We start from the raw sequence: 24,978 nt of genomic DNA on the forward strand, positions 1-24,978 counted from the left end.
GGGCCTGTGAAGCCTTGGAGGACCGCGCTCGTCGCCTTTGTGATCGACGCGGCCTTCGTGACCCTCTTCGTGCTGATCGGGCGCCGCAGTCACGGTGAGACCACGTCCGCCGCCGGCGTCTTCGACACCCTGTGGCCGTTCCTGGTCGCACTCGTGGTCGGCTGGCTCGTGACCTGGGCGTGGCGGCGTCCGCTCGCCATCGTCTGGCCGGGCGTCCCGGTGTGGCTGATGACGGTGGCGCTCGGGATGCTGATCCGCACCTCCGCGGGCCAGGGCGTCGAGCCGTCGTTCATCGCCGTGGCGGCGGTCGTGCTCGGGGTGTTCCTGGTGGGCTGGCGTCTGGTGGCCCTCCCGTTCGTTCGGCGCAGACGGATCGCGCGGACGGCTGCGGCTGCGGCCGCGGCCGTCGCGGTCGACCGCAGCGTGCGGTAGCGGCCGCGCCACGCGTCGGCGGACTCAGCCGACCAGGTGCAGCTCCCGGCTCGAGTTGTTGAGCCGGTGCGCGCCGTCCTCCGCGGCGACGACGATGTCCTCGATGCGGACGCCGAAGCGGCCAGGCAGGTAGATGCCCGGCTCGATCGAGAAGCACATCCCCGCCTCGATCGGCTGTTCCTCGCCCTCGACCAGATAGGGCGGCTCGTGGGTGGTCACCCCGATGCCGTGGCCGACCCGGTGGATGAAGAACTCGCCGTAGCCGGCCTCGCGGATGACCCGGCGCGCCGCCCGGTCGATCTCCTGGCACGGGACGCCGACGGCGACGGCCTCGAAGGCGGTCTGCTGCGCCTGCCTGACCACCTCGTACACCTCGTGCTCCTCGTCGGTCGGTTCGCCGACGTGCACGGTCCGGGTGGTGTCCGAGCCGTAGCCCGCGAGCAGGCCGCCGAAGTCGAGGACCACCATGTCACCCTCCGCGATGATCCGCTCGCCGGGCTCGTGGTGCGGGTCGGCGCCGTTCGGGCCGGACGCGACGATCGTGAAGTCGACCTGCTCGTGGCCGTGCTCGCGGAGCAGCCTGTCGAGGTCGGCGGCGAGCTGCCGCTCGGTTCGCCCCGCGAACGGCACGCGCAGCACGTCTTCGAAGGTCGCGTCGGCCGCGGCGCCCGCGGCCGCGAGGCGGTCGACCTCGTCGGCGGACTTCACCGCTCGCAGCATCGGGAGCGCGTTCGAGATGGCGGCGAATCGGGCGCCCGGCAGCTTCTGCTGGAGGCCGAGCAGGTGCATCGCCCAGGTCGCATCGGAGATCGCGTAGCGTCCCTCGGGCTGGAGCAGCCCGGAGGCCGGGGCGTACTCGTCCTCGCCATCGGTCCAGGTGAGCAGCCGGATCGCCCCGGACGCCCGGGTCTCGGCGGCGCCGCCGCGTTCGAGGGCGGGCACCAGAATGGTCGGCTCGCCGTCGGCCGGGATCACCAGCAGCGTGATCCGCTCGGTGGTAACGGGCAGATAGTCGGCGAAGTAGGCCAGGTCCGGACCGGGCGCGATGACGAGCCCGTCGAACCCGGCCGCGCGGGCCTGTCGTGCCCCGCGCTCCAAGCGCTCGGCGAAGTGCCGTGCCGTGATCTCCCGCATGTCCGGTGCCCTCCTGGTCGCGGTTCCTGCTTGGTGTGGACCGCGTTGCCGGTGCGGTCCTCGTGCTCAGTCCTCGATCGGTCCCAGCCACGCGGTGGCGACCGTGTTGTGCGCCGACTCGGCGTCGGACGGGTGGAAGAGGCCGGCGAGCACGTCGCGGTACAGCCGGCCCAGCTCGTTGCCCGCGAAGAACGTCGATCCGCCGGAGACCCGGACGGCCTGGTCGACCACGCGACGCGCGGTCTCCGTCGCGCGGATCTTGAGGCCGACGAGCTTCGGGAACCAGAGGGCGCCATGCGAGGCGAGGGTGTCGACGTCGCGGGCGAGCGCATCCAGCTGGGGGAGCAGGGCGTCCTGCTCGATCGCGGCCTCGGCCACGCGCCAGCGGATGTCGGGGTCGTTCGCGTAGCTCCGGCCGTCGTTCTTGAGGCTGGTGCGCCGGTGGGCGGCCTCCACGGCGAGCTCGAGCGCGCGCGCACCGATACCGGTGTAGACGGCGGCGAGCAGGATCTCGAAGTTGGCGAAGATCGCGAACACCAGCGGGTCGGGGTTCGGCCCGGGATCGAGCCGGCGGACCACCCGGTCGGCCGCCGCCCGTGCGCCGACCAGCACCGTGGTGTTGCTCTGGGTCGCGCGCATCCCGAGCGTGTCCCAGTCCTCCCGGATCTCGAACCCGCCGCCGGTGCGCTCGATGAAGCCGTAGACGATCTTCGGCGCATCGGGGCTCGTGCTGTCGAGGCCCATTGTGCCGAGCCGCGTCCACGCGGGGGAGAGCGAGGTGAAGATCTTGCGGCCGTGGAACCGGTACGAACCGTCCGGCTCCGGTCTCGCCTCGGTCGTCGAGCCGAACAGCACCAGGTCGTTGCCGGCCTCGCTCAGCCCGAACGCGAAGACCTCGCCGGCGCCGGCCTCCCGTAGCACGAACTCCAGCGAGTCGTCGCCGCGGTCGCGCAGCGTCTTCGCGATGCCGGTCCAGACCAGATGCATGTTGACGGCGAGGGCGGTCGCCGGAGCGGCGCCCGCCAGCCGGGCCTGAAGTCGTGCTGTCTGCTCCAGGCTGAGCCCGAGTCCCCCGAACTCGGTGGGCACCAGAGCCGTGAGATAGCCGCCGTCGGCGAGCTCGGCGAAGTCTTCCGTGAAGAAGCGGTTCTCGCGGTCGTACCCGGCGGCGCGGGAGCGGATGCGGGACAGCAGCTCGTCGTTCAGAGGGTCGGCAGGGTGCGGGTCGGAGGAGGGGTCGTGCTCGGTCACGCTCCTCACATTAGGGGAGCGCGACCGGGCACGGGAGCCCTCACGGGAAGGTGTGGAAAGTCCGGTTTCTGTGGACGATCACTGGGCGGTGTAGCCGCCGTCGACCAGGTGGTAGCTGCCCGTGATGAAGCTGGCGGCGTCGGAGGCGAGGAACGCCACGAGCGCGGCGACCTCCTCGGGCTCGCCCAGGCGACCGAGCGCGTGCTTGCCCTCCAGGAAGCTCAGCGTGTCGGCGTCGAGGTTCGAGGCGACCAGGGGCGTGCGGATGAAGCCGGGGCCGACCGCGGTGACGCGCACATTCTTGCCGGCGTACTCCAGCGCGGCGTTCTGCGTCAGGCCGAGGAGCGCGTGCTTCGCCGTGACGTACGCGGAGGAGTTCGCGAAGCCGACGCTGCCGAGGATGGAGGCCATGTTCACGATGGCGCCCCCGCCGTTCGCGGCGATCGCGGCGAGCTGGGGCTGCATCCCGTAGAACACGGCATTGAGGTTGACCTCGATGACCTTGCGCCACGAGTCGAGCGGGTACTCGCCGACCGGAGCGGACGCCCCGCCGATACCGGCGTTGTTGACGGCGATGCGCAGGGGTGCGAGCTGGTTCGCCGCGGCGACGCTGGCCTCGGCGAAGGACGGGTCGGTCACGTCGCCGGCGAGCGCCGCGGCCGTGCCGCCGGCCGCTTCGATCTCGGCGACGACCGCCGTGGCGTGCTCCTCGTTCAGGTCGGTGACGAGGACGGAGGCACCGCTCGCCGCCAGGGTGAGGGCGATGGCGCGGCCGATGCCCGAGCCGCCTCCTGTCACGATCGCGGACCGGTCGGCGACGTCGTACTGAGCCATGGAGATCTCCTTTCGCTATCCGACATCTGTCGGATAACTCCATTGTACGATCGTTCGGTGGATGCGAGGCAGCAGAAGACGTACGCCCGGCTGAGCGCGACGGTGCTCGACCTCGCGACCCGGGGGCCGGTGACCGAGGTGACCGTGTCGGCGCTGGCCGCGGCCGCCGGCGTGCACCGGTCGACCGTGTACGAGTACGCCGCATCGCCCGCCCAGCTGCTGGAGCAGGTGTTGCGCGGCGAGCTCGACGAGCTCCGCGCCCAGTACCTCGTCGACGTCGACCCGGCGGACGCGGCCGCCGCGGTGGTGGGCGTCACGCGCGCCGTCCTCCGGCACGTCGACGAGCACGACGCCGTCTACCGCAGGGGCCTCGGCGCCGAGAGCGGCGCTGCCAGCCTCCACGCGATGCTCAGCGAGCACTTCCAGGCGTCCATCGACCTGCTCCTGGAGCAGCACAGCCTCGTCGTGCCCGCGGAGGACGATGTCGAACGCCGGGCCGTCGCCCGCTACCTCGCCGACGGCACCATCGGCGCGATCGACGTCTGGCTCACCCGCCCGCGCCCGCGCGACGTGGACGCCTTCCTCGCCCTGGTCGGCCGGCTCACCCCGGCGTGGTGGCCCGGAAGCGCCTCGGAGGGGCGCGCCACCGGGGTGCCGGCCGACCCGGCATAGGGTGGGCAGCATGGAACAGCGCATCCTCGGAGGGACCGGCCGCGAGGTCTCGGTCGTCGGACTCGGCACCTGGCAGCTCGGCGCGGACTGGGGCGACGTCTCGGAGGACGACGCCCTCGCCGTGCTCGAAGCCGCGGCGGAGTCGGGCGTCACCTTCTTCGACACGGCGGACGTCTACGGCGACGGCCGGAGCGAGCAGATCATCGGGCGGTTCGTGACCGAGCATCCCGAGCTGCCGCTCACCGTCGCCACGAAGATGGGACGGCGTGAGGCCCAGGATCCCGCGAACTTCACGCTGGCGAAGTTCCGCGAGTGGACGGACCGCTCCCGCCGCAACCTCGGCGTCGACCGCCTGGACCTCGTGCAGCTGCACTGCCCTCCCACGCCCGTCTTCTCCACCGATGCGGTCTACGACGCGCTCGACGCCTTGGTCGAGGAGGGCAGGATCGAGAACTACGGCGTGAGCGTCGAGACGGTGGACGAGGCGCTCGCCGCGATCGCCCGGCCCGGCACGGCGACGGTGCAGATCATTCTGAACGCCTTCCGGCTGAAGCCGCTCGACCGGGTGCTTCCGGCTGCGCGGGAGGCCGGCGTCGGGATCATCGCGCGGGTGCCGCTCGCCTCCGGGCTGCTGAGCGGGCGCTACACCGCCGACACCACGTTCGCGGCGGACGACCACCGCACCTACAACCGTCACGGCGAGGCCTTCGATGTCGGAGAGACGTTCTCGGGCGTGGACTTCGAGGAGGGCGTCGCCGCCGCGCGCGAGTTCGCGGAGCTCGTGCCGGACGGCGTGACGCCCGCGCAGGCGGCCATCGCCTGGATCGTCGCGCAGGATGGCGTCAGCACAGTCATCCCGGGTGCCCGCTCGCCGGAGCAGGCGCGCGCCAACGCCGCCGCGGGTGCCGTGCGCCTCCCGGCCGGCTTCGACGAGGCCGTCCACCGCATCTACGACGTCCACTTCCGCGCCGCCGTCCACCCCCGCTGGTAGCCCCGCCGAGTGGTGACATCTGGTCACTATTCGCGCCGAGTACTCGCGAAGACTCACCGTTCGAGGCCCAGAGCCCGGCGAAGGCGGGCGAGGAGGGACGTGGGGGAGGTCAGGTCGGTGGCGGTGACACGGATGATGCGCCAGCCGAGGTCCTCCAGGCGTCCCTGGCGGTGGATGTCCTTGTGCCATTGCGCCTTATCGGTGCGATGGTGGTCGCCTTCGTACTCGACGGCGACGCGCTGGTCCGGATAGGCCAGGTCGACCCGGGCGACGAACCGCGCCTGGCGGTCGAAGACGCTGAAGTTGAGCGACGGCGCGGGCATGCCTGCATCGTGGAGGGTGACCCGAAGGAGGCTCTCGCTCGGCGATTCGGATCCGGCGCGCACGAGGGGCAGGGCGAGTCGCGCGGTGGCCAGGCCGCGGCGGCCCCGGGCTTCGCCGAGAGCCTCGCCCAGCGATTCGATGTCGGCCAGACCGTGCGCCACGAAGTAGTCGCCGACGGCGACGAGCTCGGGGCGCTCGAGAATCGCCGAGGCATCCACCCACGACTGCGCGGGGTCGGTCACAGGAAGGCCCCTGTGCTGACAGACGCGGAGCCGCCTCGCGACGTGGCCGGCCACTCCCGCGATCTGCGGTGCCCGGGCGGGGGCGGCCACGGTGACATGGATGCGCTCATCGTCGCGGGCCCGCGCGGGCAGGGGCGCGCCGTAGAGCTTGAGCGCGGTCACGTGACTGAACACGAGGTCGGGCCGATGCAGTCGCAGGGCCTGGCAACGCGGCCGGAGCCCCGCTCCGGCCGGCACCCGGAACCCGCGGACCGGTCGCGCCAGGTCTGCGCCGCGGAGACGGCTCTCGGTGACCCCGAGGGCGGCGGCATCGACGATCGAGAACGCTCTCCGGCTGAGCTGCTCCGGCAGAGGGACTGGTGTTCGGCTCATGCCCACACCCTGCCGATTTTCTCCGAGGACCGCCGGATTCTCTCCACAGGCAGCAATCGACTGGTGAGTTATCGCGGATATCTCGGACGAGTGGTGACGTTATGTCACCACTCGGCGGGAGGGACGCGTTAGGAGGGCTGGACGGGGACGGGCTCGGTGTCGGGGATGGGGGAGGCGTCGCGGCCGCGGAGGTCGGGGTGGATGCGGTGCGCGAGGGCCGGGACGACGAAGCCGACGAGGGCGAACGCTCCGGCGACCCAGAACGCGCCGACCGGCCCGACGCCGTCGATGAGGAAGCCCGCGAGGGCGGAGCCGAGGGCGGCGCCGATGAGCTGGCCGGTGCCGACCCAGCCGTACGCCTCGGCGGTGTCCGAGAATTTGACGCTGGCGGACACGATGGCGAACAGCACTGCGAGGGCGGGCGCGATGCCGACGCCGGCGATCAGCAGGGTGGCGGAGAGACCCCACCACGACCACAGCATGAAGGTCGAGAGCACGACGCCGACGAAGACGATGAGCATGCGCCGCGCCGTCGCCCAGGGCCCGATCGGGATGTGCCCGAGCGCGAGGCCGCCGACGAGCGATCCGAGCGACCAGATGGCGAGGACGATGCCGGCCAGCGGGGACCCCTCGCCGAAGTTGGCGACGACTCCGGCCTCGACCGCCGAGCAGGAGCCGATCAGCAGGAAGCCGACGACCGTCGCGAGCAGCACGGGAGGCCGCGTCAGCACGGTCCCGAACCGCCGCTTGCTGCGGGGGATGCGCACCCGGCCGACCTCGGGGGAGGAGATGAACCAGCAGCCGCCCGCCAGCATGATGGCGACCGACATCAGGATGCCCTCGACCGTGCCGATCTGGGTGGAGACGAACGTGATGGCGACCGGGCCCGCGATCCAGATGATCTCCTGGGCGGACGCGTCGAGCGAGAACAGCGGGGTCAGCTGCCGCGAGTTGACCATCTTGGGGTAGATGGTGCGCACGGCGGGCTGGATGGGCGGCATGCTGAGGCCGGCGAAGAACGCGATGGCCATGGTGACCGGCACCGGCATGACGAAGAGGCCGATGGCCGCGACCGCGGCGGAGCACAGGCCGAGGGTCGTCCACAGCACCGTGCGCATGCCGAGCACGCCCATCAGCCGGCTGGTCATCGGGCCGGCGATGGCCTGGCCGATGCTCATCGCGCCGAGGACGAGGCCGGCCGCGCCGTAGGAGTGGTGGACGCGCTCGATGTGGAGCAGGAAGGCGAGCGAGAGCATGCCGAACGGGAAGCGCGCGGTGAGCTGAGCGGCGATGATGCGGGCGACGCCCGGCGTCTTCAGGAGGCTCGAATACGTGCTCACAACACCCAAGACTAGTGGTCCGCGAGGCCCCGTCGAGGGGTATCCACAGGTGGTCGTGACGTGTTCGGGGGGTGTGGAAACTGTGCATAACTTCTCCCCATCTGTGGACGACACGCCCACTAGATGTGGGGGGATGGAAATGTCGGACCCCCGCTATATAGTGGTCGAGCACGAAGGGCCGGACGAGCGTCTCAGACGCCCGACGTCGCGGTTCCGTGGGGTTTTCCGCCGTCTGATCGGCACATCGAAGAGGGAGAGACAGTGGGTATCACAGTCGTCAAGCGCAACGGCGAGCGGGAGCCGTACGACGCCAACAAGATCAACCTGGCCATCGAGAACGCGGCCCAGGGTCTTGACGAGAACATCACGTGGGTGACGCAGATCGCGAGCGAGCTCGAGCTCACGCTGTTCGACGGCATCACGACGCAGCAGCTCGACGAGGCGGTCATCCAGGTCGCCCTCCAGAACGTCAAGGACGACCCGGCGTTCGACACCGTCGCCGCGCGCCTGCTCCTCAAGACGATCTACAAGCGCGTCCTCGGCGACTACGAGAACCACGACGAACTGGTCAGCCTCCACGCGGAGCGCTTCCGCTCCTACATCGAGCGCGGCGTCGCCGAGACCCTGCTCGACGGCCGCTTCACCACCGCGTTCGACCTCGACCGCCTCGCCGGCTACCTCGACCCCTCGCGCGACGAGCTGCTGAAGTACATCGGCGTCGTCACCCTCAACAACCGCTACGGCATCAAGGCCCGCAACGGCGACTCGCTCGAGGTTCCCCAGTTCTTCTGGATGCGCATCGCGATGGGCCTCTCCCTCAACGAGGCCGACCCCACCAGCCACGCGATCGCGTTCTACGACAAGATGTCGAAGCTCGAGTACCTCGCCGCCGGCTCCACGCTGGTCAACGCGGGCACCGCGTACCCGCAGCTCTCCAACTGCTTCGTCATGGAGATGCAGGACGACATCGAGCACATCGCGAAGAGCGTGCGCGACGTCATGTGGCTCACCAAGGGCACCGGCGGCATCGGCCTGTCCGTCACGAAGCTGCGTGCGCAGGGCTCGCCCATCCGCTCCAACAACACCACGTCGACCGGCCCGATCCCGTTCATGCACACGATCGACTCGGTGCTCCGCGCGGTCAGCCGCGGCGGCAAGAAGTTCGGCGCCCTGTGCTTCTACATGGAGAACTGGCACATGGACTTCCCGGAGTTCCTGGACCTGCGCCAGAACTCGGGCGACCCGTACCGCCGCACGCGCACCGCCAACACCGCGGTCTGGATCAGCGACGAGTTCATGAAGCGCGTCCAGAACGACGAGGACTGGTACCTCTTCGACCCGCTGGAGGTCGCCGACCTCAACGAGCTGTACGGCAAGGCGTTCTCCGAGCGCTACGCCCACTACGTCGCCGAGGCCGAGGCCGGCACCCTCAAGATGTTCAAGAAGATCAGCGCCCGCGCGCAGTTCAAGGACATCCTGATGAGCCTGCAGACCACCAGCCACCCGTGGCTGACCTGGAAGGACACGATCAACAACCGTGCCCTCAACAACAACACGGGCACGATCCACCTCTCCAACCTCTGCACCGAGATCACGCTGCCGCAGGACCGCGACAACGTCTCGGTCTGCAACCTGGCCTCGATCAACCTGAGCCGCCACCTGATCGACGGGAGGATGGACTGGGAGCGCATCGAGGCGAGCGCCCGCCAGGCGGTCCGCCAGCTCGACAACCTCATCGACATCACCGTGTCGAGCGTTCCGGAGGCCGACTACTCCAACCAGCAGAACCGCGCCATCGGCCTGGGCGTCATGGGCTTCACCGACGTCGTCGAGAAGCTCGGCCTCAGCTACGAGAGCGAGGAGGCGTACGCCCTGATCGACGAGATCATGGAGCACGTCTCGTACGCCGCCATCGACGAGAGCGCCGACCTGGCGCAGGAGCGCGGCGCCTACCCGAACTTCGAGGGCTCCCGCTGGTCGAAGGGCCTCGTGCCCTACGACTCGATCGCGCTGACCGAGGCCGACCGCGGCGTCCCGATCACGGTGGACCGCACCATCCGCCTCGACTGGGATCGCCTGCGCGAGAAGGTCAAGGGCGGCATGCGCAACGCGACGCTCATGGCCATCGCGCCGACCGCGTCCATCGGCCTGGTCGCCGGCACCACGCCGGGCTTCGACCCGCAGTTCTCGCAGATCTTCAGCCGGTCGACCTCCTCGGGCAAGTTCCTCGAGGTGAACCGCAACCTGGTCGAGACGCTGCAGGAACGCGGCCTCTGGCAGGACGTCCGCGAGGCGATCCTGCGCTCGCAGGGCGACATCCAGAACATCGCGGAGATCCCGGACGAGGTGAAGGCCACGTTCAAGACGAGCTTCCAGCTCTCGCCGTACGCCTTCATCGAGGTCGCGGCCCGCGCCCAGAAGTGGATCGACCAGGCGATCAGCCGCAACATGTACCTCGAGACCCGCGACCTCGGCGACATGATGGACATCTACTACGCGGCCTGGGAGAAGGGCGTCAAGACGACGTACTACCTCCACATGAAGCCGCGTCACCAGGCCGAGCAGTCGACCGTCAAGGTCAACAAGGCCGAGGAGATCTCGGGCGGCCGCAAGGGCTTCGCGTCCGTCGGCGCCGGCGCTCCGGCTCCGGCCGCCGCGCCCGCGGTGACCGAGACGGCTCCGGCCGCCGCCCCCGCCCGTCGCGGCTTCGGCTTCGGCGGCCTCACCTCGAACAACGCCGCGGGTGGTGAGAACAAGTGAACAGCACCAAGATCGAGGAGTACTACGTGCCGGTCGACCCGATGGACGACCTGCAGTGCGAGTCCTGCCAGTAGTTCCGGTCAGCACGGCACCCGGCCGTAGAAGCAACGAGGAGAACGACACCATGGGGATTCTGGGCACCGGAATCGAAGAAGGGCTGCTGCTCAAGCCCGTGAAGTACCAGTGGGCGATGGACCTGTACGACCAGGCCGTGGCCAACACGTGGTTCCCGAACGAGATCCAGCTCGGCGAGGACATCGCCGACTTCAAGAAGATGACGGACGAGGAGCGCCACGCCGTCACCTTCCTGATGAGCTACTTCAACCCGAACGAGCTGCTGGTCAACAAGGCGCTGGCCTTCGGCGTCTACCCCTACATCAACGCGGCCGAGGCGCACCTCTACCTCGCGAAGCAGATGTGGGAGGAGGCGAACCACTGCATGTCGTTCGAGTACGTCCTCGAGACGTTCCCGATCGACCGCGAGCAGGCCTACAACTCCCACGTCGACGTGCCGTCGATGGCGAAGAAGGAGGAGTTCGAGGTCCGCTTCATCAAGCGGATGACCGAGCAGGCGCTCGACATCACGACCACCGAGGGCAAGCAGGACTTCATCCGCAACCTGGTGGCGTACAACGTCATCCTCGAGGGGATCTGGTTCTACTCGGGCTTCATGGTCGCGCTGTCCTTCCGTCAGCGGAACCTGCTGCGCAACTTCGGCTCGCTGATCGACTGGGTGGTGCGCGACGAGTCGCTGCACCTGAAGTTCGGCATCAACCTCATCCTGACGGTGCTCGAGGAGAACCCCGACCTGCAGACGCCGGAGTTCGCCGACGAGATCCGCCAGATGATCCTGGACGCCGTCGAGATGGAGGAGCAGTACAACCGCGACCTGCTCCCCGGCGGCATCCTGGGCCTCAACGCCAACTACATCAACCAGTACGTGAAGTACCTGGCCGACCGCCGTCTGGAGGAGCTGGGCTTCGAGGCCGAGTACAAGGTCGCGAACCCGGCCAAGTGGATGGCGACGGCCAACGACACGCTGGAGCTGGTGAACTTCTTCGAGTCCACCAACACCTCCTACGAGTCGAACGCCAAGGCGTCCACCGGACGCTGAGATGAGCACGGAGACCTCTCCGCTGATCACCGCCGCCGCGCTGGATGTCGCTCTCGGGGCCGAGTCCCTGTGGAGCGGCGCCGGCCGGCGGCGTTCGGCGTGGCGCGTGCTCGACGTCCGCTGGAAGCTGGGCGGCCCGCCCGGCCGTGAGGAGTTCGAGCGCGGCCACATCCCGGGCGCCGTCTACGTCGATCTCGACACCGAGCTCGCCGGCCACGGCGAGCCGACCGACGGGCGTCATCCGCTCCCGGCCGAGGCGGACTTCCAGGAGGCGGCACGCCGCTGGGGACTCGACGACGGCGACGCCGTGGTCGTCTACGACGACGCGTCCGGCACCTCGGCGGCCCGGGCCTGGTGGCTTCTGCGCCACGCGGGTGTGCGCGACGTCCGCGTGCTCGACGGCGGCATCGCGGCGTGGCGCGACGCCCGGATGCCTCTGGCCACCGGCCCGGCACCCGCCCCCATCCCCGGCGGCCTGCACGTACGATTCGGCGAGCTGCCGACGCTCGACGCCGACGCGGCCGCCGCCCTGGCCGACGACCCCACGGCCGTCCTGCTCGACGCGCGCGCAGGAGAGCGCTTCCGCGGCGAGGTCGAGCCGGTCGATCCGCGACCGGGCCACATCCCCGGCGCCGTGAGCGCTCCGACCACAGGCAACCTCGACGACACCGGCCGGATGCTGCCGCCCGCTGACCTGCTGGCCCGGTTCGGCGCGCTCGGCGTCCACCCCGACACGCCCGTCGGCGTCTACTGCGGATCCGGCGTGACCGCGACTCACGAGGCGCTCGCGATGGTCGCTGCCGGCCTTCCGCTGCCGTCCCTGTACGCCGGCTCGTACTCGGCCTGGTCCAACGACCCCGAGCGGGCCGTGGCGACCGGGAACCGATAGCCAAACGAGACCCGGGCGCCCCGGCCCCCGGCGGCCTCCCGTTCCGCCGCCAGAACGGCGTCAAACGGCGGATTTCGCCGCCCAGACGGCCGAAACCTGTCGGAAACCTCCGCGAAAAACGCTGTTCCCTGCGCGAATTAGTGTTGAGGCGCGGCCACGCCGCTGCGGTATCCTCCCCTTACCCTTGCTATACGCAGACACCATTCCTGCACCAGGAAGAAGGACAACGACAATCATGCGCATCCGAACCGTGGCCCCCGTCGCCGCAGTCGCCGCCGTCGCAGCGCTCGCGCTCGCCGGTTGTGTCGACAACTCCACCCCCTCCTCCAGCTCAACGTCGAGCGCCGCGGCGGACGTGAAGAAGGACGACGCCCTCGCCAACCAGCTCCCGCAGAGGATCAAGGACTCCGGCAAGATCGTCGTCGGCATGGACAACACGTACCCGCCGAACGAGTTCAAGGACGACAACCAGCAGCCGGTCGGCTGGGAGGTCGACCTCGCCAACGCCATCGCCGCCAAGCTGGGCGTGAAGACGAGCTTCGCCATCGCGAAGTTCGACAACATCATCCCGAGCATCACCGGCGGCAAGGACGACTACGGCATGTCGTCGTTCACCGACACCACCGAGCGCGAGCAGCAGGTCGACTTCGTCAACTACTACTCGGCCGGCATCCTGTGGGCCGCCCAGAAGGGCAAGAACATCGACCCGGACAACGCCTGCGGTCTGAAGGTCGCCGTCCAGTCGACCACCTACGAGGACACCGACGAGGTCCCCGCCAAGTCGAAGAAGTGCACGGACGCCGGCAAGCCGGCCATCCAGGCGCTCCGCTACGACACGCAGGACGACGCGACCAACGCCGTCGTCCTCGGCAAGGCCGACGCCCTCAGCGCCGACTCGCCCGTCACCCTGTACGCGATCTCGAAGGCCAACGGCAAGCTCGAGGCGGCCGGCAAAACCTTCGACGAGGCGCCGTACGGCCTCCCGGTCAAGAAGGGTTCGGAGCTCGGCCCGCTGCTGCAGAAGACGGTGCAGGCGCTGATCGACGACGGCACCTACAAGAAGATCCTCGACAAGTGGGGCGTCGCCGACGGCGCGGTCGACAAGGCCGAGATCAACGCGGCCTCGAAGGGCTGACCTTCATGTCCCAGAGCAACACCGCCCGGCCGGCGACGGGATCCGTCCCGTCGCCGGCGGGCTCCCGCTCCGAGCCGATCAAGGCGATCAAGCTCAAGCACCCGTGGCGGATCGTCTTCGCCGCCATCCTGATCCTGCTGCTGGTGTGGTTCATCGTCGACGCCGCCCAGCGCCCCGCGTACGGCTGGCAGTACGTCGGCAAGTACGTCTTCGACAAGCGCATCAGCGCCGCTGCGCTCGTGACCCTCGAACTCACCGTCTTCTCGATGATCATCGGTGTCGTCCTCGGCCTCATCCTCGCGGTGATGCGCCAGTCGCCGAACCCGGTCGTGAAGTCGGTGGCGTGGGTGTACCTGTGGATCTTCCGCGGGACGCCGGTCTACGTCCAGCTGGTCTTCTGGGGCCTGTTCTCGCTGATCTACCCCCAGATCTTCCTCGGCGTGCCGTGGACGAACATCGGGGTGGACCTGAACCTCGGGTTCATGCAGAACGCGTTCATCATCGCGATCGTCGGCCTCGCGCTCAACGAGGCGGCGTACATGGCGGAAATCGTGCGCGCCGGTCTGCTCTCGGTCGACAAGGGCCAGGAGGAGGCGGCCACCGCGCTCGGCATGTCGTGGGGCCAGACGATGCGCCGCATCGTCATCCCGCAGGCGATGCGCGTGATCATCCCGCCGACGGGCAACGAGGTCATCTCGATGCTGAAGACCACGTCGCTGGTGGCGGCGATCCCGCTCACCACCGACCTGTACGGTGTCGCGCGCGACATCTCGGCGGTCACGTACACGCCGATCCCGCTGCTCATCGTGGCGTCGCTCTGGTACCTGCTGTTCACGTCCATCCTGATGGTCGGGCAGTACTTCCTGGAGAAGCGCTTCTCGCGGGGTGTGAACGCACGGCGGCCCGACCGCACCGAACCCGCCCTCGCGACCGGCGCGCTGCCCGCCGCGGGAGCACCCGACGGAAACGACCTCGGAGGCAAGGGATGACCGACACCACGACCACCCCCATGGTGCTGGCGGAGGGCGTCTCGAAGAGCTTCGGCTCGAACGAGGTGCTGAAGAGCATCGACCTCAAGGTGAACCAGGGCGAGGTGCTGTGCATCATCGGCCCGTCGGGCTCCGGCAAGTCGACGTTCCTGCGCTGCATCAACCACCTGGAGCGCGTCGACGCCGGCCGGCTCTCCGTCGACGGCGAGGTCGTCGGCTACCGCCAGCACGGAGACAAGCTGTACGAGCTGAAGCCCAAGGAGGCCGCCCGCCAGCGCCGTGAGATCGGGATGGTGTTCCAGCGGTTCAACCTGTTCCCGCACATGACGGCGCTGGAGAACATCATCGAGGCGCCCATCCGGGTGAAGGGCCTGTCGAAGGCGAAGGCGGTGGAGCGCGCGACCGAGCTGCTCGCCCGCGTCGGGCTGTCCGACAAGGGCGACCACTACCCGTCGCAGCTGTCCGGCGGGCAGCAGCAGCGCGTGGCGATCGCCCGGGCGCTGGCGATGGACCCCAAGCTGATGCTGTTCGACGAGCCCACCTCGGCGCTCGACCCGGAGCTCGTCGGCGAGGTGCTCGACGTGATGAAGGGCCTGGCGGCGAGCGGCATGACCATGGTGGTCGTGACGCACGAGATGGGCTTCGCCCGCGAGGTCGCCGACGAGCTGGTCTTCATGGACGGCGGCGTCGTCGTCGAGTCCGGCGACCCGCGCGAGGTGCTGAGCAACCCGCAGCACCAGCGCACGCAGGCCTTCCTGTCGAAGGTGCTCTAGCCGCAGCAGGCTCTGCCAGGATGAGGGGATGACCGAACAGCGTCGTCCCCTCGTCCTGGTGACCGGCGTCGGCCGGCCGAACGCCATCGGGACGGGCATCGTCCGCCGGCTCGGAACAGGCGGGTTCGATGTCGCGTTCGCCGACCTGCAGCCCGACCCCGGCTTCCACGAGGCCCTGGCCGCGGAGGTTGAAGCGGCGGGGGGACGCGCGCTGGGTCTCACCGCGGACCTCTCGGATCCGGCCGGGCCCGCGGACCTCGTCGGCCGCGTCGCCGAGCGGCTCGGCCCCATCCAGGCCCTTGTGGCCAGCCACGCCTACTCGGTCGACAGCGGGCTGCTCGACACCAGCGTCGAAGCGTTCGACCGCCACTTCGCCGTGAACACGCGCGGGACGTGGTTGCTGATCCGAGCGTTCGCCGAGCAGTTCCCCGCCGGGGCCGCCGGCCTGGGGCGGATCGTGGCGCTGACCAGCGACCACACCGCCCACAACCTGCCCTACGGCGCGAGCAAGGGCGCCCTCGACCGCATCGTCATCGCGGCGGCCGTCGAGCTCGCGCACCTCGGGATCACGGCGAACCTGATCAACCCCGGCCCGATCGACACCGGCTGGATGACGCCCGACCTGGCCGAGGCCCTGGCCGCCGAGACCGCCCTCGGCCGCCTCGGCCGCCCGCAGGACACCGCCGACCTCGTCGCCTTCCTGCTCTCGGTCTCCGGCGGCTGGATCAACGGCCAGCTCCTCCACTCCAACGGCGGCTTCCACCTCCCCGTCTGACCCTCCGCCAAGCCATCAGCTCCTGACTTTTTCGAGCGAATCGCCGCAGGAAAGTCGAATAACTCAGGAGCTGATGGCTGGGGGGTCAGGTGGTGAGGAGTTTGCGGAGGCGGGGGAGGGAGACGGACTCGGCGGTGCCGAGGGACTGGGCGAAGAGGGAGACGCGGAACTCCTCGAGCATCCAGCGCGCGTGCACCAGGGCGGGGGACGATCCGGGGGCGAGCGGGATGCGGCCGCCGGCGTCGGTGTAGAGCGCGACGGCGGTCTCCACCTGGGTCTGCCACGCGCGGTCGCGGCCCGGATTCGTCGGCAGCGCCTGCATCCGCTGCGAGATCCCGGCGAGGTAGCGGGGGAGGTGCCGCAGCTGGTCGAGGCCCGTCGCCGAGACGAAGCCCGGATAGACCAGGCCGGCCAGCTGCCCCTTCGCGTCGTTGAGCGCCGGCAGGTACGTCAGCGCGGTCACCCCCGAGATCGCCTTCTCGGCGGCCCGCGCCGCCGTGAGGATGCGCGTGACCAGCGCGACCGTCTCGAACATGGAGTCCATCACGATCCCGGACACCCGGTCGCGCACCGCCTCGAACTCGGCGCGCATGAAGACCTGGCCGTCCGGCTTCATCCGGTACAGCACGGAGTCGACGACGGCGAGCAGGCAGTCGTCGAACAGCGCCTTCGTGTTCGGGTAGGGGCTGGCCGCGAGCGTCAGCTTCTCGTTCGAGGTCAGGTGCTGCTGCACGTACGCGACCGGCGACGGGACGCTGGCGAGCAGCAGTCGCCGCACCCCGCCCGGCATCGCGCGCGCCTGCTCGGCGGGCGTGCCCACCAGGCGGATGCTCACCGACGACCCGTCGTCGACGAGCGCCGGGTAGGCACGGATGACGTTCTTGGTGCCGCCCGGGCCCGTGTGCTCCGAGTCGACGAACCGGGGGAGCTCGTCGAGGTCCCAGGTGGTGAGACCGGACCGCTCGATGGCGTTCGGCGTGCGCGCCTCCGCGACCTTGGCCACCGAGTCGCGGGCGCGCGACCGCAGGCGGTCCTGCAGCGCCGCCAGGTCCTTTCCGGCCGCCAGCGGTCGCCCGCGTTCGCCGACCACCTGGAACGTGGGACGCAGGTGCGGCGGCAGCCGGTCGAGGTCGAAGTCGGTGCCGCTGACGCGCGACCCGGTCAGCCGCGAGATCGTCGCCGCCAGGGTGTCGGCGAGCGTCCCGGCAGGGCGCCGGCCCTCGTGCGCGCGCATCCCGGCAGCGTCGGACAGCTCGCCGAGCAGGCGCTGCGCCCAGTCGGCGGCGGGGACCACCTGGCGGCGGATCGCCTTCGGCAGCGACTTGATCATCGAGGTGACCAGCTCGTGGCGGAGGCCCGGCACCTGCCAGTCGAAGCCGTCCGGCAGCAGCCCGGCGAGCAGCGGCAGGGGAACCTGCACGGTCACGCCGTCGTCCTCCGCGCCCGGCTCGAACCGGTAGCGCAGGGTGAGCCGCTGGTCGCCCTGCCGCCAGACCGGCGGGAAGGCCTCCTCGTCGACCTCGGCCGCATCCTCGTCGAGCAGCGCCTCCGGCGTCATCGTCAGGAGGTCCGGCGTCTCCTGCCGCGCCTTCTTCCACCAGCCCTCGAACGAGCGCGTCGACACGACGTCGGCCGGGATGCGCTTGTCGTAGAACTCGAAGACGGCCTCGTCGTCGTTCAGAATGTCGCGCCGCCGCGTCCGCTCCTCCAGCTCGCGCAGTTCGGCCCGGAGCTTCCGGTTGGCCCGGTCGAACGCCTGGTGCGAGTCCCACTCGCCGTCGACGAGCGCGTGCCGGATGAACAGCTCGCGCGACAACTCGGCGTCGATCCGCGCGTACTGCACCCGGCGGCGCGGGATGATCGGCACGCCGAACAGCGTGACGCGCTCGTAGGCGACGACCGCGCCCTGGTTCTTCTCCCAGTGCGGTTCGCTGTACTGCCGCTTGCACAGGTCGCCCGCGATCGGCTCGGCCCAGGCCGGGTCGATGGCGGCGTTCATGCGTGCGAACAGGCGTGAGGTCTCCACCAGTTCGGCGCTCATCACGGCGTTCGGCTGCTTCTTCGCCAGGGTCGAGCCGGGGAAGATCACGAACCGGGTCTGGCGCGCGCCGAGGTACTCCGACTGGCGCGACCGCGGGCCGCCCTTCGCGCCGGCGCCGCCGCGCGGGTTCGACCCGGTGTCGCGTGCGTCCTTGAGCCCGATGTGCGAGAGCAGGCCGGCGAGGAGCGAGCGGTGGATGCCGTCGGGGTTCACCGACGGCTCGCCGATCGTGAGCCCCAGCGGCTTCGCGAGCTGCCGCAGCTGACGGTAGACGTCCTGCCACTCGCGCACCCGCAGGAAGTTGAGGTACTCGGCCTTGCACAGCCGGCGGAAGGCGCTCGACGAGAGTTCCCGCTGCTGCTCCTCCAGGTAGTTCCAGAGGTTCAGCAGGGTGAGGAAGTCGCTGGTCGGGTCGGCGAAGCGCGCGTGCTTCTCGTCGGCGCTGCCGCGCTTCTCGACGGGACGCTCGCGCGGATCCTGGATGGTGAGGCCCGCGACGATCGCCATGACCTCGCGCGAGGTGCCGTGGCGCTTCGACTCGACCACCATGCGGGCGAACCGCGGGTCGATCGGCAGCTGCGCCAGCTGGCGGCCCACGTTCGTCAGCTTCGTCTCCGCTTTTCCGGAGGTGATCGCGCCGAGCTCCGTCAGCAGGTCGAGGCCGTCCTTGATGCCGCGCGAGTCCGGCGGGGTGAGGAACGGGAACGCCGCGATGTCGCCCAGTCCGAGCGAGATCATCTGCAGGATGACGGCCGCGAGGTTGGTGCGCAGGATCTCCGGCTCGGTGAACTCCGGACGCTTGGCGAAGTCCTCCTCCGAGTAGAGGCGGATCGCGATGCCGTCGCTGGTCCGGCCGGAACGGCCGGACCGCTGGTTGGCGCTGGCCTGCGAGATGGCCTCGATCGGCAGCCGCTGCACCTTGGCGCGCGTGCTGTAGCGGCTGATGCGGGCCGTTCCGGCGTCCACCACGTACTTGATGCCCGGGACGGTGAGGCTGGTCTCTGCGACGTTGGTCGCCAGGACGACGCGGCGGCGGATGCCGGGGGTCGTGGAGCGCTGGAACACCCGGTGCTGCTCGGCCGCCGACAGCCGGCCGTATAGCGGGAGCACCTCGGTCCCGGGCAGGTTGCGGCCGCGGATCGCGTCGGCGGCATCCCGGATCTCGTTCTCACCGGAGAGGAACACGAGCACGTCGCCGGGTGCCTCGCGGGCGAGCTCGTCGAGGGCGTCGTTGATGCCCTGCAGGTAGTCGCGGTCGGCGGCGGGGACGGGGTCCGGGTCGTCGTCGTCCTCCTCCAGCGCCTCGGCGACGAGCGGACGGTAGCGGAGCTCGACCGGGTAGGTGCGGCCGGAGACCTCGACGATCGGCGCCGGGGTGCCGTCGGGCGAGGCGAAGTGGGCGGCGAAGCTCTCCGGGTCGATGGTGGCGGAGGTGATGATGAGCTTGAGGTCGGGACGCTGCGGCAGCAGCTGCTTCAGGTATCCGAGCAGGAAGTCGATGTTGAGGCTGCGCTCGTGCGCCTCGTCGATGATGATCGTGTCGTACGCACGCAGCATCCGGTCGCGCCGCAGCTCGTTGAGCAGGATGCCGTCGGTCATCAGCTTGATGCGCGTCTGCTTCGAGACGCGGTCGGTGAACCGCACCTGGTAGCCGACGAGCTCTCCGACCTGCTGGTCGAGCTCCTCGGCGATGCGCTCGGCGATCGTGCGCGCCGCCAGGCGCCGCGGCTGGGTGTGCCCGATGCTCTCGCGGCCGAGCTCGAGCGCGATCTTCGGCAGCTGCGTCGTCTTGCCAGACCCGGTCGCGCCGGCGACGATGACCACCTGGTTGTCGCGGATGGCGCGCGCGATGTCGTCCCGCTTGCGGCTGACGGGCAGCTCGGGCGGGAACGTGATGCGGGGGAGGGTGTCGGCGGAAGACATCAGCCCTCCAGTCTACCCGCGGCGCGCCCCGCACGAGGGCGTTGCCCCGACGCCCGAGAGGACGTAGGTTCGCCTCAACCCGGATCGGTTCCGGCGTCGATGAGGACGAGGAGAACCCATGAGTCACGGCTATGCCACCATGTCGGTCGCGAGCATCCTGGCGGAGACGGCGCACAGGATGCCCGACAACGTCGCGCTGATCTTCGCCGGCCGCGAGATCCGGTACGGCGAGCTGTGGGACCAGACCCGTTCGTACGCCGGCGCCCTCCGCGACCTCGGCGTCGGTCCGGGCGACAAGGTGGCGCTGATGCTCCCGAACGTCCCCGACTTCCCGCGCGCCTACTACGCGGTGCTCGCCCTCGGCGGGGTGGTGGTCCCCATCCACGCGCTGCTCAAGGCGGAGGAGATCGCGTACGTGCTGCGCGACTCCGGGGCGTCGCTGCTGATCTGCGCCGCGCCGCTGCTGGCGGAGGGCGCTCCGGGCGCGGGGCTCGCGGGCGTCCCGACGGTGTCGGTCCTGGTGCCGGACGAACTGGTCGAGCAGCTGCCCTTCCCGCGGCTGGAGGAGCTGTCCGCCGCCGCGGAGCCGATCGACACGTACGAGCCGCGCGAGCCGCTCGACACGGCGACCATCCTGTACACCAGCGGCACCACCGGCAAGCCGAAGGGCGCGGAGGGCTGCCACTTCTCCCTGGTCGAGCAGGTGAACGTGCTGCTCGCCGGGACCCTCGACATCGAGCCGACCGACCGCATCCTCGGCTGCCTCCCGCTGTTCCACACCTTCGGGCAGACGTGCGTGATGAACATGGGCTTCCGCGCGGGCGCGGCCGTCGTGCTGGTGCCGAAGTTCGACGGCGCGACGGCGCTGCAGCTGCTCAACGAGCACCGGTGCACGATCATGACGGGCGTGCCGACCATGTACGTCGCGCTGCTGGAGGCCGCGAAGAGCAACCCGGAGCGGCCGCCGCTCCGCTACGGGATGAGCGGCGGCGCCGCCATCCCGGTGGCGGTGATCGAGCGGATGAAGGAGGTGTACGGCATCGACGTGCACGAGGGCTACGGGCTGACCGAGACCTCGCCCGTCGCGTCGTTCAACCACCGCGGCCGGGCCACGCGCGTCGGCACGGTCGGCACGCCGATCTGGGGCGTGGACGTGGAGATCGCCGACGCCGAGGTCGACGACCGGATCGAGCTGCTGCCGCGCGGCGAGCTGGGCGAGATCGTGGTGCGCGGGCACAACCTGATGAAGGGCTACCTGAACCTGCCGGAGGCGAACGCGGAGGCGGTGGTCGACGGCTGGTTCCGCACCGGCGACCTGGGCACGAAGAGCGACGACGACTACATCACGATCGTGGACCGCAAGAAGGACATGATCGTCCGCAACGGCTACAACGTGTACCCGCGCGAGGTCGAGGAGGTGCTGTCGGCGCATCCCGCGGTCGCGATGGTCGCGGTCTTCGGCGTCGCGCACGACACCCACGGCCAGGAGATCATGGCCGCGGTCACCCTCATGCCGGGGGCCGACGCCGAGGGGGAGGAGCTGGTCGTCTACGCGCGGGAGCGCGTGGCCGCCTACAAGTTCCCGCGCCGGGTGGTGATCGTGGAGGCGCTGCCGCTCGGGCCGAGCGGCAAGGTGCTGAAGCGGGAGCTGGTGGCCGTGTTCGAGGCGGAGGCGACGACCGCATCCTGACGCTGGTACCGTGAAGGATATGGTTGCAAACGCAAATACCCCGCTTCTGACCCTGAACAACGGGACCACCATCCCCCAGCTCGGCTTCGGCGTCTTCAAAGTCGACCCGGCCGAGACGACCCGCATCGTCACCGACGCGCTCGAGGTCGGCTACCGCCACATCGACACGGCCGCCATCTACGGGAACGAGGAGGGCGTCGGGCAGGCCATCGCGTCGGCCGGTCTCCCGCGCGAGGAGCTGTTCGTCACCACCAAGCTGTGGAACGACCGCCAGACCGACGCGGAGGCCGCGTTCGACGAGTCCCTCGGCAAGCTCGGCCTCGACTACGTCGACCTGTACCTCATCCACTGGCCGACCCCGCAGAAGGACACCTTCGTGCAGGCCTGGAAGTCGCTGGAGAAGATCTACGCGTCCGGCCGCGCCAAGGCGATCGGCGTCTCCAACTTCCTCGTGCCGCACCTGGAGAAGCTGCTCGCGAACACCGACGTGGTGCCCGCGGTCAACCAGATCGAGCTGCACCCGGCGCACCAGCAGCCGGAGGTGACCGCGTTCTCGCGCGAGCACGGCATCCAGATCGAGGCGTGGGGCCCGCTCGGCCAGGGCAAGTACCCGCTGTTCGAGCTGCCGGAGGTGGCCGGAGCCGCAGAGGCGCACGGCAAGACGCCGGCGCAGGTCGTCATCCGCTGGCACCTGCAGACGGGGAACATCGTCTTCCCGAAGTCGAACCGCCGGGAGCGCATGGTCGAGAACTTCGACGTCTTCGACTTCGAGCTGACCGCCGACGAGGTCGCGGCGATCAGCTCGCTGGAGCGCGAGGGCCGCGTCAGCGCGCACCCCGACGAGGTCAACTGATCCCCGGTCTCCTCTGATCCATGGCCGGGAGGTGCGGCGCGCACTGCCGCACCTCCCGGCTAGGCTCATCGCGTGCGCATCACGACGATCACCGGCAAGATCATCTACATCGTGGGTGTCTTCGCGCTCATCCTCGTGCTCAACGTCTTCCTGTTCGCGCGCTTCCTGAACCCGACGTTCGACGTGCTGGTGGTCGCCGCCCTCAACGTCGCGTACGTCATCGTCGGCGTGCGCATCTTCCGCGGGGCGGGCGAGAACCGCGCCGACCCGCGGCCGTGGTGGCGGGCGACGGCCCGGCCGGCGGCGGGATTCTGGATGGGCGGGCTGCTCGCCGCGCTCGCCTTCATCTCGGGCGTGGGGGCGTTCGGCAGCGACCCCGAGAACGCGTTCCTGCCCGCGGTGGCGTGCCTCAGCTATGCGGCGCTCGCGGCGTTCTACCTGAACTCGTCCGTCCGGCTGCAGGGGATGGACAGCGCGGGCTGACGGGGCTTCCGCTTCCGCGCCGGGGTCGTAGGGTGAGCGCATGGCGAATCGGCTCGGCGACGTGGTCAGCCCCTACCTGCGCGCGCACGCGGACAATCCCGTCGACTGGTTCCCGTGGGGTCCCGCGGCGTTCGCCGAGGCTCGGCGGCGCGACGTGCCGATCATGGTCTCGATCGGCTACGCCACCTGCCACTGGTGCCACGTCATGGCGCGGGAGAGCTTCAGCGACCCGGTCACGGCCGAGGAGCTGAACCGGCGGTTCGTGGCCATCAAGGTCGACCGCGAGGAGCATCCCGACGTGGACGCCGCCTACCTCTCCGCGGCGAGCGCCTTCACCGGCAACCTGGGCTGGCCGCTGACGGTCTTCGCGACGCCGGAGGGCCGCGCGTTCTTCGCCGGGACCTACTTCCCGCCGCAGCCGGTCGCCGGGCGGGCCTCGTTCCGGCAGGTGCTCGACGCGGTGTGGGACGCCTGGACCTCCCGCCGCGAGCAGGTCGAGTCGGACGCGGGGAAGGTGCGCGAGGCGCTCGCCGCCGCAGCGGAGGCCGCGACGGCCGTCTCCGAACTGCCGACGGGGCAGCAGCTGGACGGCGCGGTGGCGCTGCTCGCGCAGGCGGAGGACCCCGAGTTCGGCGGCTTCGGGGCGGCTCCGAAGTTCCCGGTCGCGCCGACCCTCGACTTCCTGCTCACCCGCCCGGCAGGGCAGGACCTGGCGGTCCGCACCCTGGAGCAGATGGCGGCATCCCCGCTTCGCGACGCGGTCGACGGCGGCTTCTTCCGGTACGCGACCCGGCGGGACTGGAGCGAGCCCCACTACGAGCGGATGCTGTACGACAACGCCCTGCTGCTCGACACGTACGCCCGGGCCTGGCGGCTGACGGGCGAGGAGTGGGCGGAGCGCACCGCCGACGGCGTCGCGGCCTTCCTGCTCGGCGTGCTCCGCCGGCCGTCCGGCGGGTTCGCGTCGGCGCAGGACTCGGAGAGCGCGATCGACGGCGCCCGGGTGGAGGGGACGTACTACACGCTCCCGCCGGCGGAGAGGGCCGGGCTGGAGCCGCCGCCGCTCGACGCCAAGGTGCTGACCGGGTGGAACGGGTTCGCGATCGGCGCGCTCGCCCGTGCGGGCCGCATCCTGGACCGCCCGGCGTGGATCGCCGCGGCGGCCGAGGCGGCGGACGCCGTGCTCGCCCGTCACCGCCGGGCGGACGGGACGCTGCTGCGCGCTTCCCTCGGCGACCGGCGGTCGGAGGCCGGGGCGACGCTGGAGGACTACGGCGGGCTCGCGGCCGGGCTGCTGGAGCTGGCCTTGGCGACCGGCGACGCCCGGACCGCAAGCGCGGCCCGCGACCTGGTCGACCTGTGCCTGGATGCGGCGGGCGAGGGGACCTGCCCGTTCGAGACGCCCGGCGGCGGCGACCCCGTGCTGCAGTCGACGGGGCTGGCGGTGCGGGTGGACCCGTCCGAGGGCGCCTACCCGTCCGGTCTGTCGTCGATGAGCCGGGCGGCGCACACGCTGTACCTGATGACCGGCGAGCGGCGCTACGAGCGCGCGGCCCGGGAGGGGATGCGGCTGGTGGCGGCGCAGGCACTGCAGGTGCCGAGCGCGTTCGGGACGGCGCTGGCACTCATGTCCGAGCTGGCCGGCGAGGTGGAGCAGCTGGTGGTCGTGCTGCCCGAGGGCGCGGCGTCGGGCGACCTGGTGGATGCGGCGCGCCGTCATCCCGCGCCGCTCGTCGCGATCGCGACCGAGTCGCGGGCTGCCGAACTCGCCGGGGACGGCTTCGAGCTGTTCGGGGGACGCACGACGCGGGACGGCCTCCCGACCGCGTACCTCTGCCGCGACTTCGTCTGCCGCCTGCCCGTGACGGACGCCGCCGCGCTCTAGCCGCGCCCGTCCATGGGGCGCAACACGCCGTTGATCGTGCGCCGCTGCGGCGTGTCGCGTCCCATGGATACGGGCG

Annotated in this window: 20 protein-coding genes; 14 read left to right on the plus strand and 6 right to left on the minus strand. The window is 70.4% G+C overall.

What is annotated here, in order from left to right; all coding sequences use genetic code 11:
• Positions 1-6: 6 nt before the first annotated feature.
• A complete protein-coding gene (locus HNO83_RS15365) occupies positions 7-432 on the plus strand; it encodes a DUF3054 domain-containing protein (RefSeq protein ID WP_175338396.1) in 426 nt (141 codons plus the stop codon).
• 24 nt (positions 433-456) lie between these two features.
• On the opposite strand, the gene HNO83_RS15370 is transcribed toward HNO83_RS15365, so the two are convergent.
• The 3 genes from HNO83_RS15370 to HNO83_RS15380 form a co-directional block, all read right to left on the minus strand.
• The gene (locus HNO83_RS15370) at positions 457-1,566 is read right to left on the minus strand and encodes an aminopeptidase P family protein (RefSeq protein ID WP_175338397.1); all 1,110 of its coding nucleotides are present in this window, start codon (positions 1,564-1,566) and stop codon (positions 457-459) included.
• A 66-nt stretch (positions 1,567-1,632) separates the two neighbouring features.
• Positions 1,633-2,817: an acyl-CoA dehydrogenase family protein gene (locus tag HNO83_RS15375; protein ID WP_349627239.1), complete on the minus strand. Its 1,185-nt coding sequence runs from the start codon at positions 2,815-2,817 to the stop codon at positions 1,633-1,635.
• 78 nt (positions 2,818-2,895) lie between these two features.
• On the minus strand, positions 2,896-3,651 hold the full coding sequence (locus HNO83_RS15380; RefSeq protein ID WP_175338398.1) for an SDR family NAD(P)-dependent oxidoreductase: 756 nt from the start codon (positions 3,649-3,651) through the stop codon (positions 2,896-2,898).
• Positions 3,652-3,708: 57 nt separating this feature from the next.
• Here HNO83_RS15380 and HNO83_RS15385 point away from each other — a divergent pair, with 57 nt between their 5' ends.
• A complete protein-coding gene (locus tag HNO83_RS15385; protein WP_175338399.1) occupies positions 3,709-4,323 on the plus strand; it encodes a TetR/AcrR family transcriptional regulator in 615 nt (204 codons plus the stop codon).
• Positions 4,324-4,333: 10 nt separating this feature from the next.
• Positions 4,334-5,314: an aldo/keto reductase gene (locus HNO83_RS15390; RefSeq protein WP_175338400.1), complete on the plus strand. Its 981-nt coding sequence runs from the start codon at positions 4,334-4,336 to the stop codon at positions 5,312-5,314.
• 53 nt (positions 5,315-5,367) lie between these two features.
• On the opposite strand, the gene HNO83_RS15395 is transcribed toward HNO83_RS15390, so the two are convergent.
• Together HNO83_RS15395 and HNO83_RS15400 are read right to left on the minus strand one after the other, a co-directional pair.
• On the minus strand, positions 5,368-6,252 hold the full coding sequence (locus HNO83_RS15395) for an endonuclease domain-containing protein (RefSeq protein WP_175338401.1): 885 nt from the start codon (positions 6,250-6,252) through the stop codon (positions 5,368-5,370).
• A gap of 128 nt (positions 6,253-6,380) precedes the next feature.
• Positions 6,381-7,592: an MFS transporter gene (locus HNO83_RS15400; protein ID WP_175338402.1), complete on the minus strand. Its 1,212-nt coding sequence runs from the start codon at positions 7,590-7,592 to the stop codon at positions 6,381-6,383.
• Between the two features lie 261 nt (positions 7,593-7,853).
• On the opposite strand from HNO83_RS15400, the gene HNO83_RS15405 reads away from it, so the two are divergent.
• The 7 genes from HNO83_RS15405 (at position 7,854) to HNO83_RS15435 (ending at position 16,027) form a co-directional block, all read left to right on the plus strand.
• Positions 7,854-10,352, plus strand: a complete 2,499-nt coding sequence (locus HNO83_RS15405; RefSeq protein ID WP_175338403.1) for a ribonucleoside-diphosphate reductase subunit alpha — start codon at positions 7,854-7,856, stop codon at positions 10,350-10,352.
• A gap of 124 nt (positions 10,353-10,476) precedes the next feature.
• Complete coding sequence (locus HNO83_RS15410) at positions 10,477-11,466, plus strand: ribonucleotide-diphosphate reductase subunit beta (protein ID WP_175338404.1); 990 nt, start codon at positions 10,477-10,479, stop codon at positions 11,464-11,466.
• A gap of 1 nt (position 11,467) precedes the next feature.
• A complete protein-coding gene (locus HNO83_RS15415; RefSeq protein WP_175338405.1) occupies positions 11,468-12,355 on the plus strand; it encodes a sulfurtransferase in 888 nt (295 codons plus the stop codon).
• Positions 12,356-12,590: 235 nt separating this feature from the next.
• Positions 12,591-13,490 carry an ABC transporter substrate-binding protein gene (locus HNO83_RS15420; RefSeq protein WP_175338406.1) on the plus strand — a complete coding sequence of 300 codons (900 nt, stop codon included), beginning with the start codon at positions 12,591-12,593 and terminating at the stop codon, positions 13,488-13,490.
• Positions 13,491-13,495: 5 nt separating this feature from the next.
• Positions 13,496-14,479: an amino acid ABC transporter permease gene (locus tag HNO83_RS15425; protein WP_175338407.1), complete on the plus strand. Its 984-nt coding sequence runs from the start codon at positions 13,496-13,498 to the stop codon at positions 14,477-14,479.
• Positions 14,476-15,252, plus strand: a complete 777-nt coding sequence (locus HNO83_RS15430) for an amino acid ABC transporter ATP-binding protein (protein WP_283810107.1) — start codon at positions 14,476-14,478, stop codon at positions 15,250-15,252. Before HNO83_RS15425 ends, HNO83_RS15430 begins: the two co-directional genes overlap by 4 nt.
• Before the next feature lie 28 nt (positions 15,253-15,280).
• Complete coding sequence (locus tag HNO83_RS15435) at positions 15,281-16,027, plus strand: SDR family oxidoreductase (RefSeq protein WP_175338408.1); 747 nt, start codon at positions 15,281-15,283, stop codon at positions 16,025-16,027.
• 85 nt (positions 16,028-16,112) lie between these two features.
• Here the strand turns inward: HNO83_RS15435 and hrpA are convergent, their stop codons facing one another.
• The gene (gene hrpA / locus HNO83_RS15440) at positions 16,113-19,991 is read right to left on the minus strand and encodes an ATP-dependent RNA helicase HrpA (RefSeq protein WP_175338409.1); all 3,879 of its coding nucleotides are present in this window, start codon (positions 19,989-19,991) and stop codon (positions 16,113-16,115) included.
• A gap of 118 nt (positions 19,992-20,109) precedes the next feature.
• On the opposite strand from hrpA, the gene HNO83_RS15445 reads away from it, so the two are divergent.
• From HNO83_RS15445 to HNO83_RS15460, 4 genes are all read left to right on the plus strand, one after another.
• Positions 20,110-21,681 (plus strand): long-chain-fatty-acid--CoA ligase, encoded by a 1,572-nt coding sequence (locus HNO83_RS15445; protein WP_175338410.1) that lies wholly within the window; start codon positions 20,110-20,112, stop codon positions 21,679-21,681.
• A 19-nt stretch (positions 21,682-21,700) separates the two neighbouring features.
• Complete coding sequence (locus tag HNO83_RS15450; RefSeq protein WP_175338411.1) at positions 21,701-22,534, plus strand: aldo/keto reductase; 834 nt, start codon at positions 21,701-21,703, stop codon at positions 22,532-22,534.
• A gap of 72 nt (positions 22,535-22,606) precedes the next feature.
• A complete protein-coding gene (locus tag HNO83_RS15455) occupies positions 22,607-23,017 on the plus strand; it encodes a hypothetical protein (RefSeq protein WP_175338412.1) in 411 nt (136 codons plus the stop codon).
• Between the two features lie 40 nt (positions 23,018-23,057).
• Positions 23,058-24,902: a thioredoxin domain-containing protein gene (locus tag HNO83_RS15460; RefSeq protein WP_175338413.1), complete on the plus strand. Its 1,845-nt coding sequence runs from the start codon at positions 23,058-23,060 to the stop codon at positions 24,900-24,902.
• Positions 24,903-24,978: the final 76 nt, after the last annotated feature.

The organism is Leifsonia sp. C5G2 (assembly GCF_013359685.1).
Lineage (GTDB): Bacteria > Actinomycetota > Actinomycetes > Actinomycetales > Microbacteriaceae > Leifsonia.